Below are 17133 nucleotides of genomic sequence, written 5' to 3'. Positions count from 1 at the left end.
TCATTGCTGCCTTGTGGTGAGTTTTTCGATGCGCTTCAGCGGTGCGGTATTCACGATGATGCGATGCACGAAGATGCCGGGCGTGTGGATCTGATCCGGATCCAGCGCGCCGGTCGGCACGAGTTCCTCGACCTCGACCACCGTTACCTTGCCTGCCGTCGCCACCATCGGATTGAAGTTGCGCGCGGTCTTGCGGTAGATCAGGTTGCCCGATTCGTCGGCCTTCCACGCCTTGACCAGCGACACGTCGGCGCGCAGGGCATGTTCGAGCAGATAGCGCTGACCGCCGAACTCGCGCGTTTCCTTGCCGTCCGCCACCGGCGTACCGACACCGGTACGCGTGTAGAACGCCGGAATGCCGGCGCCGCCGGCGCGCAGCTTCTCGGCCAGACTGCCCTGGGGCGTCAGTTCGACCTCCAGTTCGCCGGACAGCAGCTGACGCTCGAACTCCTCGTTCTCGCCGACGTATGAAGCGATCATGCGATGCACCTGACGGTTGCCGAGCAATCGCCCGAGACCCACGCCATCGATGCCCGCGTTGTTGCTGATCACCGTCAGATTTTTCACGCCGCTGTCTGCCACGGCGTTGATCAGCAGTTCCGGAATGCCGCACAGACCGAAACCGCCCACGGCAAGCGTATGGCCGTCGGTGATCAATCCCTTGAGCGCGGTGACCGCGTCCGGGTAAAGCTTTTTCATCTGCCTCCTCCTTGTGCCTGCACGCACTTTTGGTCGCAACACTCCGTGTCGGTGTGCCGCCGACCAGCAGTAGCGGCCAGCAAAGCCTGTGCCTGCGCAGGCATGCTGCAGCGCACTCATCACAAGCCCTTGTTTTTGAATCTAAAATACACGTGCGTCCGAACGGTGACGACCTGTCCGGACGGTGGGCAGTCCGGAAATCATCCGTCGCCATCAGTCCGGGGTTCGACTTTCAGCCGACCGATTGCATCCGGATGAACGCGCATGCCGTAGAGGTGGCATCAATGATGAATGCCTGCAACCGCCTGCGCAGCGGCTGCATGTCGCCGGGTGCCGCAAAGAACGCGGTCAACCGAGGAACAGGTTGCACACTAAGGAATCCGATGCTAAATCTTAGGTCTGTCGAAAACCCTGTCGAAAGCGGTGCGGCGCCCTCGCGGCGACGGCACCCTTTTCGGGGCGTGCCCGATGACCGCATCCGCGAACAGCAAGCCGGTGCGACACATGAATATTCCGGTTTCAGAATGCATGTACGAGATTCCCGATCCAGAGCGATGCCGTGTCAGCGTGGGGCCGCGTGCCGCGTTCCTTGCCGTACCACACGTCACCGCGCGCAGTGCGCCACGAATCTCGTCCAGTGCAGGACACCCACCCCATGCAAGGCTGGCGGACGGCAACGACCTCGCCGTCATGACAGCGCAACGCCGCATAGTCCGCCCCCGGTCCGGGAGGCGGACATGTAGGGAGGTCGCGGGCGACACACGTCGTCCTTCAGTCAGACATCGGCCATGGCGGAATGCAGAAGCCTTCCCCGCTGACGGATTTCACCGGACGCCGATCTTTCGTTTGATCCTGAACCACAGACCAAAGGAGTAGGAGACGATGCAAAACCAAGGCAACCAGACGCCACGTCGCAGTGCGCTGCGAACAGGCATGGCAGGCGCGATCACACTCGCGATCGGATTGGGCGCGAGCCCCGCCTTCGCGAAGGAGCTTCCCGCAGGCTTCGTGATCAACAAGGAAAATTACGAAAGCATCAAGAACGACACCTTCGAGAACAAGACCATCGCCAGCATGGTCCCGGAAAAGCTCGAGTGGATGATCAAGAACTACAACCTGACCATCAAGCTCGCGAACTCGAAGAAGATCGAGATGGATCCGAAGTACGTGGAGTGGTCGAAGAAGAACATCAACACGGTGAAGTTCAATCCGGCTGACCGTACGGTGACCGGGTGGCAGGCCGGCATGCTGTTCCCGCCGGAAACCATCAAGATGGACGACCCGCACGCCGGCGACAAGGTGATCTGGAACCTGCGTGCCGCCACCTACGGCGCCACGATGGATCTGCGCGACATCGCCTGGGCCTTCCTCGATGCGAAGAAGGGTTACGAGCGGGTGCAGGCCTTCCAGTCGCGTCGTTACTACATGGAAGGGCGTCTTGACGGCGGCCCGATCACCGTCGGCAAGGGCGACATTTCGCAGAAGACCTACTTCGTGGCGACCTACCCGCAGGACATCCGCGGTCTGGGTCTGTTCTCGGTGCGTTACAACCAGGCTGACTCGAAGGTGCCGGATGATTCCTACGCCTACCTGAAGTCGGTGCGTCGCGTGCGTCGCCTGTCGGGCGGCGCGTGGATGGACCCGATCGGCGGCACCGACCAGCTGTATGACGACTGGGACATCTGGGATGCCGCCCCGACGAAGTATGTGTCGAACAAGCTGCTGGAAAAGCGCTGGGTGCTGGCCATCGCACACAGCCCGGAAATCAGTGTGGACGTGAAGCAGCCCTTCACCGAGCCGGCCAAGCGCTTCCCGCGCATCGGCATCGACATTCCGCCGCACTTCAACCCGGCGCCGGACATCGGCTGGGAGCCGCGTGAAGTCTACGTCGTTGAAGGCATCCCGCCCCCGGAACACCCCTACAGCAAGAAGGTGGTGTACATGGAAGTCGATTTCCCGCGCCCGTATCTGGGCTATGCGGAAGACCGCAAGGGCGAATTCTGGAAGATGTTCATCTTCCAGAACCGGCCTGACATCGGCGACGACGGCTACAAGGCGGTCATGCCCGTGATCGGACACATCATCGACGTCAAGCGTGGCCATGCCACCAACTGGTCGTCGAACATGAAGTCCAATCCGGCTGGCGTCAAGGAAACCGACGTGTCGCTCAACGTGCTGGAAGAAGTCGCAACCGGCAAGTAAGACCGCAGGCCATGACCCGAAGGCCCGTCCGAGCTGCGCGCGGACGGGCCTTTTGTCCGGCGGCGGTTGCAACCCGAACGCCAGGTGATCGAACGCCGAGCGTGCCGGGGTCATCTCGGGGCCCGCGCATGGTGCAGGCTCCCCGAATCAACCCTGCTCCGGTCCGGAAATCGGTCATCGTGATCGGACGGGGTCCGACTTTCGTCCCCGGATGAACGACGTCCTCCCGGGATACGGCGCGCAGCCGTGACACCGCGCGTGGCATGGCCCGTGCTTCTTCGTTAGACCACTAATGTAATGAACCCGGTACACACCGGGCACCCCAGGAGACTGTGCATGTATACAAAGGAATTCCACGCCGACTCGCTCGCATGGGAACCCAGCGGTATCGATGGCGTGTACTTCAAGGTGATCGACGGCGAACTCGCGACGACGGCATCCACCGTGCTGTACAAATTCGACGCGGGCTCGTGCGTGCAATCACATCTGCATACGCAGGCCGATGAGGTCGCGTATGTGCTCGACGGTCAGTTCATCGAAAACGGCAAGGCCTATGGTCCGGGTTCGATATTCACGGCACCGGCCGGCACGGCACATGGACCGCACACGACCGACACCGGCTGCACGGTGATGTTCGTCCTGTCGAAGGGCCTCGATTTCATCCCGGCCGAATGATCCCTCCGCGCTGCCGGTGGCGGTAACGGTCCACGTTGCCGGCAGCGCACCTCTCTCCCGGCTTGCACCGCTTTTCGCCCTGCCTGCGCGCGCGCTTCACGGTGCGGTCTCCTTCGGGGTTTCATTGCCTGCTTCTTCCTCCGCTGCGCGACGGGCCTCGGCGTCCTCTTCCGTCTCTTCATCGCCCGAATTCACGGCCGGAATGTCCAGCGGACTGTTGATCGCGATCTGCGACAGCGCCGGCACCACATTCACCGCCTGCGGGCGCGTCGGATTCGGCACCCGACCTTCGATCGCGTTGCGCGACTCCTCCCGACCGCTGTTGTCCGGGTCCGTCGCATTGACCACTTCGTGCAGCGAGCTGCGCGTCAGCGCCGTCTCGTCGGTCACCAGACGGTAGCGCTCAAGACGCAGCGCAAACTGCCCGTCCGGCGCATTGAGCTGGATGTCCGCCGGCTCGATCACCGTCGTCGCGTTGTCCATGTAAACATTGCTCAGCGGATTGATGAAGCGCGCCTGGTTGTCGATCCGGCCATCCAGCACTTCCAGCCAGCCACGTTCCGTCTCGATCCGCGCGTCCTGCGAATACAGCCGCTCGAAGCGCGTACCGATCGGACTGTCGAACGTCAGATCAACCCAGCGCGCCATCCCGCCGCCAGGACCCGTCACGTTCATCAGCAGCGGACCCGAAGTGCCGGTTTGAACGATTTTTGCAGTAATCGAACCGACGCCGATCGATAGTTGCGAATCGACTTCGAGCGCGCCCGCCTCGATGTCGCCATCCGTGATGATGTCGATGGTGTCGCCGCTCAGCCGCTTCACACTGACCCGACCGTTGATCGTTTCCAGTCGCACGCCCCGGCCGGCGGTCACCGCATCCATCAGGATGTCCTGTTCGGCGAACACACTTGCGTTGCCCGCATCGGCCGTCGCTTCACGCACCGTCACGCTTTGACCGGCGCGCAGGTCGAGATTGCCGCGCACGGCACGGACGCTGCCGCCGCTGACCGTGCCGATTGCCGTGACCGACGCATCACCACCGGCCTTCACTTCGCCCACTGCGAGATCGGACGAGAAGTCAGGATCGGCGGTGGTGATGCCCGACAGATGCACGTCCTCCGCCGCCTCTGCATTGACCACGTAACCGTTGCCCGGCGCGACGACCAGTGCCTCGCCCGATGCACCTATGCTGCCGGCGAGCGAGCGCAGGTCGATGTCGCCCTCCTCCGTCTGCAGCGCCACGACACGCTGCGCGCCGCGGGCATCCAGAATGCTGCCGGCGCTGGTCAGGTGAATGCCGCCGGCACTGGCGAACATTTCTGCCACGCGCATCGGACCACTCAATTCATTCAGCCAGATGCCGCTCGCCGCGCGCGCCGTCAGCGTCGCGGCCGTACCCAGATCGAGACTGACCGGGCGTGCTGCGCTGCCGATGCTGCCGTGGCTGGCTTCGAGAATGGTGCTGCCGCCGCGCAGATTCGGAACGGCACCCGCGCCGGCATCGATGATGCCGCCCGATACCTTGAGACGTATCGTCTTGCTGTAGTCGGCACCGCCCCCGCTGGCATCGAGCGACACCAGATTGATGTCGCCCGGCAGCGCCGTGCCGTTGCGCTCGTAGTCGTCGGCCCCGAGGAATACGTGGCCGCGTGCATTCACCGTCACGCTGCCGTCCGCAGTCGTCGACACATCGACGTCATCACGCTTGAGCACGGTGGCGGTCTTCGCCACCGTGTCGACCGCCACGTCGTCGGCTTCAGCTGCTGCCAGCGCACGACGCTGGTCGGGATCGAGGGTCGCCAGTGCAGCGATGCTGACCGTGAATTGCCCTTCGTCGCGTCCGACGCCCCCCGCCGTACCGGCGGCATTGAGCACAATGTGACGACCCACCACATTGGGCTGTTCGATGCGGGTTTCGGTGTCCGACACCGATTTGTTGTAGATCGCGGCACTGACGCCGTAACGCACCTGGTTGTCGGTCCATGCGTGCGTGCCGTTGGAGATGTCAGCCAGCGTCCGGTCCGTGTCGACCGACCCGACATACTGGAAGTCGGCGTCATAGTCGGGCAACGCTCCGGTGGCCAGCGTCACGCCCAGGCCACCCAGCTTGTCGTGCAGGTCGCGCAGCCGAGGCGGCACGGCGGCCGCATCGTAGGCGTCGGCCCGGTAGACATAGCTGCCGGCATTGGCGGGATCTTCGATCAGCTTAACGTTGCGCAGCGACCAGTATTCGCGGTACTCGCGGTCGATGCCTGCGCGATGCGCCTTGAGCGCATCGGCCAGACTGTCGGCTGCGCCGTCGGATTCACGCAGTCGCAGGTTCTTCCACACGGCGTCCAGCTCGGCTTCGGCACGCGTATCGCGCGTCTCGTTGCGGTTGCCATCGACGATGCGGCCAGTGCCGGCGGTCAGCGTCACGTCCCCGGTCAGCGATTCGACCTTGTCCAGCTGCAGGTCGCCGTCCGGCTGCAGCACGACGATGTCGCCCATCGCGGTGAAGTCGAGGCCACCCTGGAGCGTGGCCTGCGTCTGCACGACGAGCGCCTGAGTGTTGCTGCCGATGCGCCCGTTCAGCGACACCAGTTCGACGCCACCGCCCTGCACCCGCACGGCATCTCCGACCCCGGCCGACACGATGTCGCCATCGGCCTGCAGGAACACGCGGCCGTCCGCACCGGTGATCGCCTGCGCCACGCGCATGTCACCCGACACCGCCAGCAAGCCGACGTCGCCGCCAGCGCTCACGGCATCGATGCTGCCGTTTCCGGACAGATTGAGTTGCAAGGGTGCAATCGCGCTGCCGATGCCACTGGCAGCCCGCATCGTCAGGCTTTCCGTCGTGATGGTGCCGCGCGCGCTTTCCGATGCGATGGCGCCGCCGGGCAGCCCGTCTCCCGCCGTCGCATCGAGCGAAACCAGACCGGTCCGGTTGGTCAGGCTGCCGGTGAGGATGATATCGCCGCGGCTGACGATGTCGATGCCGCCGGTGTCGTGGCCGATGAAGCTGATCGGGATCAGGTGGTCGGCCTTGACCGTGTGGGTGTTGTAGCGCTTGGTGCCGAAATCGCTCCAGACTTCGTAGGTGTGCCATTTCCAGATGCAGAAAAACCACGAACACTTCGACCTTTCGGTCGACCACTCCCTGTAGGACGTCGTGACGTCCCTGCGCTGGTAACGATAGGCGTCGTCACCAAGGGCCGGATCGACTCTCGTGTACTCGCCTTCCATCAAGGGCGTCGCGTCCGGATACTCGACATAGGCCGTGCGATCCGCGATCGACCAGCTGCCCGGGAAGAACCAGAACTTGGTTTCCTTCTCGTAGCGCGCGTAGGTGTTCGTCGTGCTGCGCTGACCGGTCACCCAGGTATAGGTCTGGTCCTCGACCGGCGCGTAGCCGGTGCTGCGCGTGTTGATCAGATCCACATAAGACGCCACCGGACGTTCGACCAACTTGTCGCCCGCCGGCGTGCTTTCGGTCGTCACGATGACGTCCGACGTCTGCACATCGGCGCCCAGCCGCGTGACGATGCGGGTGACCGGCGTCAGGCTGTTGTAGTAGGCGGTCGTCGGCGTGCTCGACTGCAGCGGGCTGCTGACGATGGCACCGAAGCCGCCGTTCGCGGCCGGGTCCCAGCGGCGCAGGTAATCGGTGATGCGCACGCGGCCTTCGATGTCGTTGCCGGTGTCCAGTCCGCTGATGACGATATCGTAGCCGGTGAGGTTGTCGATGTCGAAGCGACCGTAACCGTCCATGGCCGCGATGCGGCCGCCACCGGTGTTCAGTATTTCGCCCAGCAGTTCGAGCTTGCCGCCCTCGACCTTGACCGGCTCCTGTTCGATGCGGTTCAGTTCGGCATTGAAGAAGGCGACGATGTTGCCGTCGGTGCCGGTGATGCGGAAGCGCGGATCGGCCGGCTTCATGCCACCGGCCACCAGCGCGTCGTAATTCGTCTTCGCCTGCGCCAGCGTGGTGGCGGTCTTGTACGGGCCGATGTCGAGATTGACGCGCGCATCGGCGTCGATCGTGATCGACCGGTCGGGAAGGCCGCTCTGCAGCAGGCCGTTGATGTTCAGGTAGCGGGCACTGATGAAGATGTTGTTGCCGGCGATGGTCGGCGCACCGTTGCCGATGCGTACGTCGTCGGCCGCGCCGCTGAACAGGCTGCCATCCTCGAAATTGTTGGCGGTTCCGCCACTGCCGCCGCTGGGCGTGCGCGTGCCGCCCCACAGGTCGCGTGCGGCGCCGGCGGTGTGATAGAAGGCCGACGGAGAACTGAACACGAAATCGCGCCCTGCCGTGATGTTGATCGTTGCCGCCTGGATATTGGGGGCCGTCAGCGGATTCAACGGGTCCTTCGGCTGCACCAGCACGCTGCCGCGCTCGCTTTCCAGCGTGACGGTGCCGAGCAGGTTGCTGATGTCGCCGACCACCTCGATGTCCGGCGCGCGGGCGTCCGCATCGAGCGGAATGTAGGTGTTCCTCGCCTCGATCAGCGGCACGGCCGAATCGGGTGCGATGTCGACGTTGCCGAAGCCGGCCGCGCCGCCCTTGTTGCGGGCATTCAGCTCGGCGTTGATGTCGGCCGTCGTCGGGCGGGTGCCCGGCGTGTTCAGGATGGCGACGCTGTTCAGCACGAGCCGCCCGGTCGCATCTTCCGGAATGGTCAGTGCATCGGTGCGCAGGAAGGCCGAACTGTTGTTGATGATCCGGATCTGCGCGTCGCCGCGCGCCACCAGCTGGCCGCTGCCCGCCAGGTAGTCGCCCATCACATTGATGTTGCCGCCGCGTGCGCTCATCTCGGGCAGGATGATGAAGGCCGCGTCGGACACCGATGCCGTCGCGCCGCCCGCCGGGAACAGATCGGCGAGCTGCTGCTCGAGGAAGTTGATTTCGGCGGTCAGTGCCGCCACCGTCTCGGGGCTGCTCGCATCGGCGCCGGTGCTGGTCACGCCCTGATACTGACCGCGGATTTCCTTCAGCGAGTCGATGCGCGTCTGCAGGTTGTCCTGCAGGTTCTCGATGCGCGCGACCGGCATGTCGAGGCCGTCGGAGCGCGTGATCCAGTACTGCTTCGAATAGGTGTCGTAGACGCAGCCCGCAACGCCGGGCGCCTGGCACTTCGCCTCCTGGCCGTCGCGCGACACCTGCGAGCTGAGCGTCAGCGGCAGCGCACCGCCACCGGGATCCGTCTCGCTGATGGTCATCCAGCGCTGATTGTGGATGCCGGCGTCGATGAAGCCATTCACTGTCGCACCGGCCTGCGACTGTTCTATGATGCGTCCGCTGTTCTGCTCGATCGACACGTCGCCGCCACCGAACAGGTTGCTGATACCGCTGGCAATGGCACTCGCCGCCTGGCTGTACAGGTCACGCGCCACACCATGTCCGTCGACGAGGTGACCGAAGCCCTTGTCGGCGATCAGGCTCACGTCCTTGACGCTGCGCAGGCTGCCGTCGACGACGATGCGGTTGGTCTGGGTGAGCAGGCCGTCCGCGCCCCAGTCCAGGCCGGGTATCGGAATCAGCGAGTTGTTGTACAGGTCCGTGTAGGCGACCGACGAGAAGCGGTTGCGCACGCCGCCGGCATCGCGGCCGGCACCGAGGTTGATGAAGCCGTCGGCGCGAATGTCCGTCCCGGCACCGATCGAGGTCGTCGACCTGCTGTGGATGTCCGATTTCGAGAAGCCATCGGCGTAGGCCGCCAGACCCCAGGTCTTGGAACTGGCGCGCGCCTCGACATCGATGTTTTCGCGCGTCGCAAGATTGAAGTCGCCCACGGTATCGACGACGACATTGCTGCCGATGCGCGCTTCGGTCCGTCCGACATCCCCTGCCGCGGTGGTCAGCGGGTTGATGTTCACCTCGATGATGGATTCGGCATCGGCGGCACTGATCGCCCCGCCCGCTTCCAGCTTGGCGCGGTCGCGCAGCATCACGTCCGACACCGCATTGAAGTCGCTGCGCCCCGCGTCATCCGGATCGCCCAGTACGCTGACCCGCGCGTTGTCGCCGACCTCGACCCGCGTGATGTTGTCCACCCGCGTTTCGCCGGACCCGGCCGCGCCGCCTGCCAGGCCACCCGCTCCGGCAAACACGTTGAACACGTCGATGACGGCAGTCCCTTCCACGCGTGTGAGCCACGGTTTGCGCGTCTCGTTCAGCGCGTACACATCCAGATCCCAGGTGTTCAGATGCGCACCCGCGCGGATGCCCGCGACCACCCTGGCGTCGATGTCGTTGCGCGCCTGCGCGCCGCTGGCACCGACCACACCCGCCGACAGCGAATCGACGCGGGCATTGAAGCTCGCCATGTGATCGGCGCGGACTTCCATGCGCCCGCCGCTGTCCGTGACCAGCGCATCGCCGGCCGCGCCACCACCGAGCAGCGCCTGCGTATCGGACAGATTGCGCGTTGACGCCACGGCGGCTGCACCCGCAATGATGCCGCCCGAGCCGGCTTCGGCATCGGCCGAAGTTTCGTCGTGACCGGTCGCGACCACGCTGAGCGCGTCGCCGACCGTGCCGGTATTGCCGTTGTCGATGGACGCGAGCGTGATCGATCCCGCGACGGCATCCGCCAGATTCGCCCCGAGCGCGAGCAGTCCGCCGAGGGTGACGCCGCTGGTGACGGCCGTCTGGCGCGTGCGGTTCGATGCGGTCAGCGACGTGCTGTCCGCGATCGCGAGCACATTGCCCGTGCCCATCGTCGCGTTGACCAGCGAGGTGCCGCCGGCGTATGAGTCACTGCCATTGGCGCCGACCAGCAGCGATCCACCGGTCGCGTTGGCGTACGAGTAGGCGCTGTGGCCCACACTGGTGCCAACACTCGGCAGCAGTGTCGCCGCATTCAGCGACAGCGCGCCAGCCGTGATGCTGTTGTAGCGGCCCACCGTTGCATAGGATTGCGTCGACGCCGACGCTTCAGCCAGCGACACGCCGATCGACACGGCGAGCGAGCCGTTGTAGCCGCGGGCGACCGCGCTGACCTGCGGCGTACTGTTGGCGGTGACCGACACCGCCGAACCGGCGCCGGCGATCGTCACCCGGTCGGCGACGGCGGCATTCGCCGTCCCCAGCGCGCCGGCGCGCGACTCGGAGCCCGAACCCGCCGCGACACCGCCGGCACCGGCTTTCGACTCGGCAGATACCGTGTCTTCGCGCGTCGCCCGCACATCGAGCAGCCCGCCCGCCAGCGTGACGCCGGTGGCGGCAGTCTGCGCCGTGGCGGTATCGAGGCCGCCGATCTGCGCGCTCGTGCTGCCGCTCTTGTCGGCGCGCGCAATCACGATGCCGGCCGCGACCACGCCGACCGCGTAGCCCTCTGCCTTGGCGCGGGCATCCAGCGTGTCGTCGGCGCTCACGCGCACGTCACCCGACGCGCTGCCGACGGTGGCCTGCGCCCCGGCACCCAGCCCGGCACGCACGGTGTTGTTCACGTCTGCCGTGGCGACGGCGGCCCCGACGCCGACCAGTCCGCCGGCCGCCTGGAAGCTGTCGACCTGCAGTGCCGGTTCGGCCTGCACCAGCGGATCGTCGTCCGGCAGTTCGGCCGTTTTCGCGCTCAGTTCGATGTCGCCGGTATCGGCCTGCAGCGAGATGGCGCCGACCGTGGTCGCGCCGACGTTGTGGCGCACGTCGAGCACGCCGACCGATGCGCCGACGCCTGCCAGACCGCCCAGCGCGATGCCGCCGGCGCCGACTTCGATGCGGTCCTTTTCCGATGCACCGATGCGGATGTTGCCGCCGGCGACCAGCGTGTCGCGGCTGCCGTCGCCGTCGACCACGCTGGCCTGCGTGGCACCCACCGGCGCGGCGTTGATGTCGTCCTTCGTCGCGACCTTGCCCGCCGCATTGACGCGTTCGATGTCGGTTTCGGAGAAGCTGTCGGCCGTGCGGACATTGCCGCCCTCCTCGTCGGTGGACAGCAGGTCGCGGTCGGAAAAGCTTTGCGCCGAACTGAGCGTGCCTTCGTTCTCGCCGTCGGTGTTGTCCAGTTCGCCGGCGGCGTTCGCGTTCATCGTCGCATTGAGCAGCGTGACCGCGGCCGAGCCACCGATGCCGAGCGTCCCGCCCGCCGCCGCAGCAGCAGCAAGGTTCGACAGCTTGCGTTCGGCTGTCGACATGACATCGATGTCGCCGCTGACGTACACATCGCTGTCCCGGATGGTCGCCGATGTCGTGTTGTCCACCTTGGTCACCGAAGCACCCGCGCCCACGCCGGCCATGCCGCCAAGCGCGGCCGCACCGGCCCGGCTTTCGGTCACGACGCTGTCGCTGGCGCTGACCAGCAGGCTCGCAGCGCGCTCATCGCTGCCGCCGATGGCGCTGCCGACCACCGATGCTTCGGTCGTGCTGCCGATGATGCCGACCGCCACCGCACCGGCCACGCCGGCGAAGCCGCCGCCCGCGCCGCCGACAGCCCAGGTGCGCATTTCAGTGGTGGTGCCTGCGGTGACTGTCACCGCCTCGTCGGCGTCGACTGTCGTGTCCTCGAGGCGCGCGCGCGTGGTGCTGTCATCGAGGCCGACCGCAAACGTGCCGGCGCCGGCAGCGCCGCCCACCGCCAGTCCGCCACCCGCCACAAGGAAGGTCGAAAAGTGCTGCGACATGACGTCGAGCGAGCCGACTTCGAAATCCGCCTGCTGCGCAGAGGCTTCCGTGGTGCTGGTGAATTTTGCCACCGAGCCGCTGCCGACCACGGCGACCACGCCGCCGGATGCGCCGACCACCACGGATGCCACACCCTGCGCCGACAGCGCATTGATGTCGGCATTGCCTTTCGCAGTGATGTCGGCGCGACGCGTATCGCCGCCGGTCACCTTGGCGATGGTGTTGCGCTGGAACACGTTGACGTCGGCCGACGCGCCGATGCCCGCCGCGCCGATGGCGATGGAGCCGATGAAGGTGTTGCCGTAGGCGTGGTCCGCCGCCCGGATGCTGACCGCCTGCAGCGCCGACGCGCCGCTGTTGTCGCCACCGTTCAGCACCGAATCGCTCACCGTTGCCAGCGTTTCGCCACCGATCACGCTCGCGCTCGCGGTCAGTGCAACGCCCGCATACAGCCCGCCGGCCACGTTGGCGACACCGGTGCTGGTGTGATGCGTGGCCAGGGCGTTGACCGCGATGCCGCGCACGTTCACCTTGCCGCGCGAGGCGGTCAGGTCCGGCGCCACGAAGGGATTGCTGGATGAATAGCCGCCGCCTTCGGTATTCATTTCGTCGATGCTGTCACGCAGGTTGGCGCCGGCAACCTCGCCGTCATTCACATTCACGCCGCTTCCCTGCTGGGCGCGCGCTGCGACCTCGCTGCTGCGGATCGCCGCCTCGGTGGTGCCGGTGATCTCATTCACCGTCACCGATGCGCCCACCCCGGCCGCCGCCAGGCCGATGCCGGCCGCACCGGCCAGAACCGAAATCCGGTCATCGGCTTCGGCCAACACGGCGACATCGTCGCGCGCCTCGATCACCGCGCCGTTCTCGATCAGCGCACGCGTGTCGGAACTGATCAGGTTCACCGCGACCGAGCCCCCAACGCCGACCTTGACGCCGGCACCGACCCCCACCGATGCCGTCTTGATGGTGGCCAGCGAATCGGCGCTGATGACGACACTGGCGACATCCAGACCATCGGTCGTCTTCTTGCCCGACACCCGGGCGAGCGTCACGTTGCCGATGTCGTTCACCGCGACGGCAGCGCCGAATCCGGCGGACAGGCCCAGCCCGACGCCACCGGCCAGCGATTCTATGAGCGAAGTGTCGGTCGCCGTGACCGTCACGTTTGCTTCGGCTGCAGCGACATCGGAGTCAACGATCTCGGCGGTGGTGCGGGTCTGATCGCTGAAGTTGGTCGACGCCGAGCCGGCGCCGCCGAAGGTCGATGCGAGACCGCCGGCGACCGACGCCGACTTGATGGTCGACGTGTTGGTCGCCGTCAGCGCCAGCGTATCCACGGCCTCGCCGGTCCGGTCCTCGACCAGGGAGTCCTCGAGTGCCGCCCGCGTCGTGTTGCCGATCTCGTTGTAGGCGACGGCCACACCGACGCCCGCGGTGCTGAGCGAAAACCCGACCGCACCGGCAAGCGACTCGATCGTCGACAGGTCACTGGCCGACAGTGCGATCGCGCCACCCGACTTCAACACCATCGCGTCGCTCGATGCACGCGTCTCGTTCGTGATCGTATTGATCGTCACTGCGCCACTCAGCGACACGCCGTTCGACGCACTCAGTGCGGCCGCGACCGACGCGATGTCGTTGTCGCTGGTGGCACTCGCCGAAACGCCGGCTGCGCCGCGCACGATTTCGTCATCGCTGTCGGTGTCGTCACCGACCAGTTCGGCGACGGTGTCGGAATCCACCGTGGAAATCGCCACCGCGGCGCCGAAACCGGCCTTGCCGCCATAGCTCGCGGCACCGGCCACGCTGCGGATGTCCGAACTGTCACTGGAAATCAGCGACACCGACCCGCCGGTGTCCACCCCGGCGCCGTCGATCGACACCCGCGTGCTGTTGTCCACATTGCTGTAGGCAACGGAACCGGCAACACCGACCTTCTGCCCTGCGGCCACGCCGGCCGACACCGACCACATCGGGCCGCCGTTCCACGCATCGAGCAGCACATTGCCCGACCCGCCGAAGGTCAGCCCCGTTCGGGCGATGGTGGCCTGCGTGATCTTTTCCAGCTGATTCCAGGTGAAAGCGCCGCCCAGGCCTGCGCTCTTGTCCGTGGCGATGGTCAGCGCACCGGCGCCGGCAAGCGCCAGCGCGTCGTTGCGCGCACCGGCGTTGAGCCCGTGTGTCAGCGCAACCGTCAGGTCGGTCACGCCGTCGGCATCGGTATTGATGTCCAGCGTCGAGGCCTCCGTCCCGGCGACCGACACGCTGGCCAGATCGGCCACGGTCGCGCGGGTCGTGTCATTGACCAGGTTGATCGACACGGCAGCCGAAATGCCGATGCCGGATTTTCCCTGTTCGCCCTTGTCCTTGACATTGGTTTTCGCGCCGTCGCCGCCGGGCTTGCCGTCCGTGCTTTCGTCACCGCCGCCGGGCAGCGAGCCGGCCACGGTGAACGCGCCCTGCGTCGCGCCCGTGACCGCCTTCAGGAAGATGTTTCCGGCAGCCGTCAGCGCGCCGCCCGACCCGGTTTCATCAGGGCGGTTGCCGATCAATGCGCTCGTGGTGCGGTCAAGGTCGTTGACCGCGACCGAGAAGCCGATGCCGATGCTGCCCGAACGTGCCACGCCGCCAGCGACATTGATCGACATGCTGTCGTCGACCGCCTGCAGCACGACGTCGCGCGCATTGACCGTGGTACCCGATGCGATCTGCGCAATCGTTTGCAGATCGCTGTCGATCAGCGAGAACGCCCCCTGGACCGACACCTTGCCGGCCTTGCCGGCCGCTTCGGCAATGGTCACCTGGTCGAAATCGGTGCCGGCCAGCAGCGCCAGTCCGTCGGCGCGCACGGTCGCGCCGCGCGCGATGGTCGCGTCGGATCCGCCGGTCAGCGTCAGGTGATGGTAGGTGCCGCCGAAGCCGGCCGAAGCGCTGTTCGACCCACCGTCCGGCAGCGTGGTCAGATCGATTTCCGGCACGCCCGCCAGATTCAGCAGGCCGTGAGAGGCGTTCGCGGAAACGGTGACATCCTGCGCCGCCGACAGCGGTGCGGTGCCGGCATTGATATGCGCCGAACCGATCTTCGCGTTGGCCTGGCTGTCGAGGGTGAAGTAATCGACCGCGCCGGCGAACGACAGCCTTTCGCTTTCGACGCCACTCTGCACCCACGACGTCGCATTGATCGGCTGGCCGATCAGGTCGAACAGATTGCTGCCAAGATTCGTCCACGCGTCGGGGTCGGCCCAATCCATCGTGTCCAGCGTGTCGTAGGCATCGAGCCACTGCGTCCAGAACGGCGTCAGCTTCGTGTCGGCGGCGACCGTGATGGCGCCGTCTGCATTCACCGTCGCGCCATCGCCGATCAGCGCATCGGTGCGATGCGTCACGTCGATCACCGCGATCGAACCGGAAATCGCGATCTTCTTTTTCTCTTCCGTCTTCGCCTTCTGTTCGTCGGGCGGCAACGGATTATCAGGGTCAGGCGCTTCCAGCGAGCGCTCGTCGACAGCCGCAGACGTTTCGAAAGACAGCGACTCCTCGGCGTTCGCGAACACGTCGACGCGCCCGCGCGAGGTCACCCCCGCACCGGCGACGATCTCTGCCTTCACCGCGTTGCTGTTGTCGACCCATGCGAAGGACGCCGACAGGCCGAAGTTGCCGCTCGATCCGGCGCGCGCGTCCTTGTTCGGCACATCGGCGACGAAGGCGGTCAGTTTTTCGAACAGCGCGACATCGATCGGGCGCGCGTTGCTGAAACCTTCTTCGGGATTCGGATCACCGGCAGTGCCGGCCGACGCACCGACCGAGGTCTGTGCGTCGTCGGCCAGCGAGGCCGTCACGCTCACGCTGCCGGCATCAGTCACGGTGCCACCCAGCGAAGCGGTCATCGTGGTGGTGTTCACCATCACGGCGATGCCGGACGAAGCCATGCCGTCCTTGAAGGAACTGCCGGTGGCCGACACCTCGATCGACTTGGCACCGGTCGCTTCGACAGCGAGCGATGCAGCCTTCTCGATCACCGCCGCACTGCCCACGGTCGTTTCGGCGCGCTGATTCGCAATGCCGACGGCGAAGGCGAAGTTTGCGTACTCGCTGGCCGTCGACAGCATGTTGTTGTAGTGGCCGGTGTTGATCGTGTCGACCTTCACCAGCAGCGTGCTGTCGGCTTGCGAGCGCAGCGTCATCGCGCCGCCGGACGACAATGTGGCGCGCTTGATGTCGACCGTGGCCAGCGCGTCGGTTTCGCCATAGCCGATGCCGAGCACGGAGCCGACCACCCGCATCGAAGCATCGGTCACCGCCACCGACTCGATCTTCAGATCACCGCTCGCTTCGATGCGCGCGCCGCCATCGACGTCTATCGTGGCGTGGGCAACCGACACCGTGGCATCGACCACCAGCGCCAGATCGTCGAGGAAGTCGAGCAGCGCGTCGGTGTATTCCTCACCCGTCCACACCCACTTGTCGTTCGCGTCGGCCTTCAGCGTGACATCGCGCCCCGTGATGGTGGCGTTGTTGACGGTGATGGACGCGATGGAATCGTCGACCGAGCCGAGCACCGGCGTCGACTGGTTGTCCGTGGCGAGCAACTGGATGTCGCCTCCGAAAGGGGCGAAATCGCCGTCGGCGTGCGCCAGCACCTTGCTGCCGGACTTCAGGTCGATGTGCTTCGCTTCGAAGGTGATGTCGCCGGACGGCCCGACCGAAGCGCCGGTCGCGTGACTCACCGCGTCGGTTCCGGCGACGCGGCGGCTGGATACCGTCACGTTTTCGTTCACCGTGATCCTGTTGTCCGCCTGCAGCAGCAGGTTGGCACCCGTGACGCTGACGCCATTGTCCGGCCCGGCCGGAATGCCGGCGTAGCCGCCCGCTCCGCGCAGCAGGTTCGCGCTGAGCACGATGTTCAGCGGATCGATCAGCACCAGGCCCGCCGCGCCGCCCGC

At 66.0% G+C, this 17133-nt stretch carries 4 protein-coding genes; 2 read left to right on the top strand and 2 right to left on the bottom strand.

All coding sequences use genetic code 11. The annotated features are described in order from the left end of the window. Entirely contained in the window at positions 1 to 699 is a 699-nt protein-coding gene (locus tag NMQ16_RS10655) for a CoA transferase subunit A (RefSeq protein ID WP_069039860.1), read from the bottom strand. Positions 700 to 1581: 882 nt separating this feature from the next. Between NMQ16_RS10655 and NMQ16_RS10650 the strand changes: the two genes are divergently transcribed. Next, positions 1582 to 2901, top strand: a complete 1320-nt coding sequence (locus NMQ16_RS10650) for a DUF1329 domain-containing protein (RefSeq protein ID WP_257080659.1) — start codon at positions 1582 to 1584, stop codon at positions 2899 to 2901. A 336-nt stretch (positions 2902 to 3237) separates the two neighbouring features. After that, on the top strand, positions 3238 to 3576 hold the full coding sequence (locus tag NMQ16_RS10645; protein WP_257080658.1) for a cupin domain-containing protein: 339 nt from the start codon (positions 3238 to 3240) through the stop codon (positions 3574 to 3576). Between the two features lie 96 nt (positions 3577 to 3672). Here NMQ16_RS10645 and NMQ16_RS10640 read toward each other — a convergent pair whose 3' ends face one another. Beyond that, positions 3673 to 17112, bottom strand: coding sequence for a leukotoxin LktA family filamentous adhesin (locus NMQ16_RS10640; protein ID WP_257080652.1), 13440 nt, complete (start codon positions 17110 to 17112; stop codon positions 3673 to 3675). Between the last annotated feature and the right edge of the window lie 21 nt (positions 17113 to 17133).

Origin of the sequence: Methyloversatilis sp. XJ19-49 (genome assembly GCF_024580145.1) — a bacterium.
Taxonomy (GTDB): Bacteria; Pseudomonadota; Gammaproteobacteria; order Burkholderiales; family Rhodocyclaceae; genus Methyloversatilis.
The sequence above is the reverse complement of the archived record's forward strand: the minus strand, read 5'-3'. Positions and strand labels throughout refer to the sequence as shown.

Coding starts and splice junctions, on each gene's coding strand:
- NMQ16_RS10650 (WP_257080659.1), top strand. CDS start 1,582: ATGCAAAACCAAGGCAACCAGACGCCACGTCGCAGTGCGCTGCGAACA.
- NMQ16_RS10645 (WP_257080658.1), top strand. CDS start 3,238: ATGTATACAAAGGAATTCCACGCCGACTCGCTCGCATGGGAACCCAGC.
- NMQ16_RS10655 (WP_069039860.1), bottom strand. CDS start 699: ATGAAAAAGCTTTACCCGGACGCGGTCACCGCGCTCAAGGGATTGATC.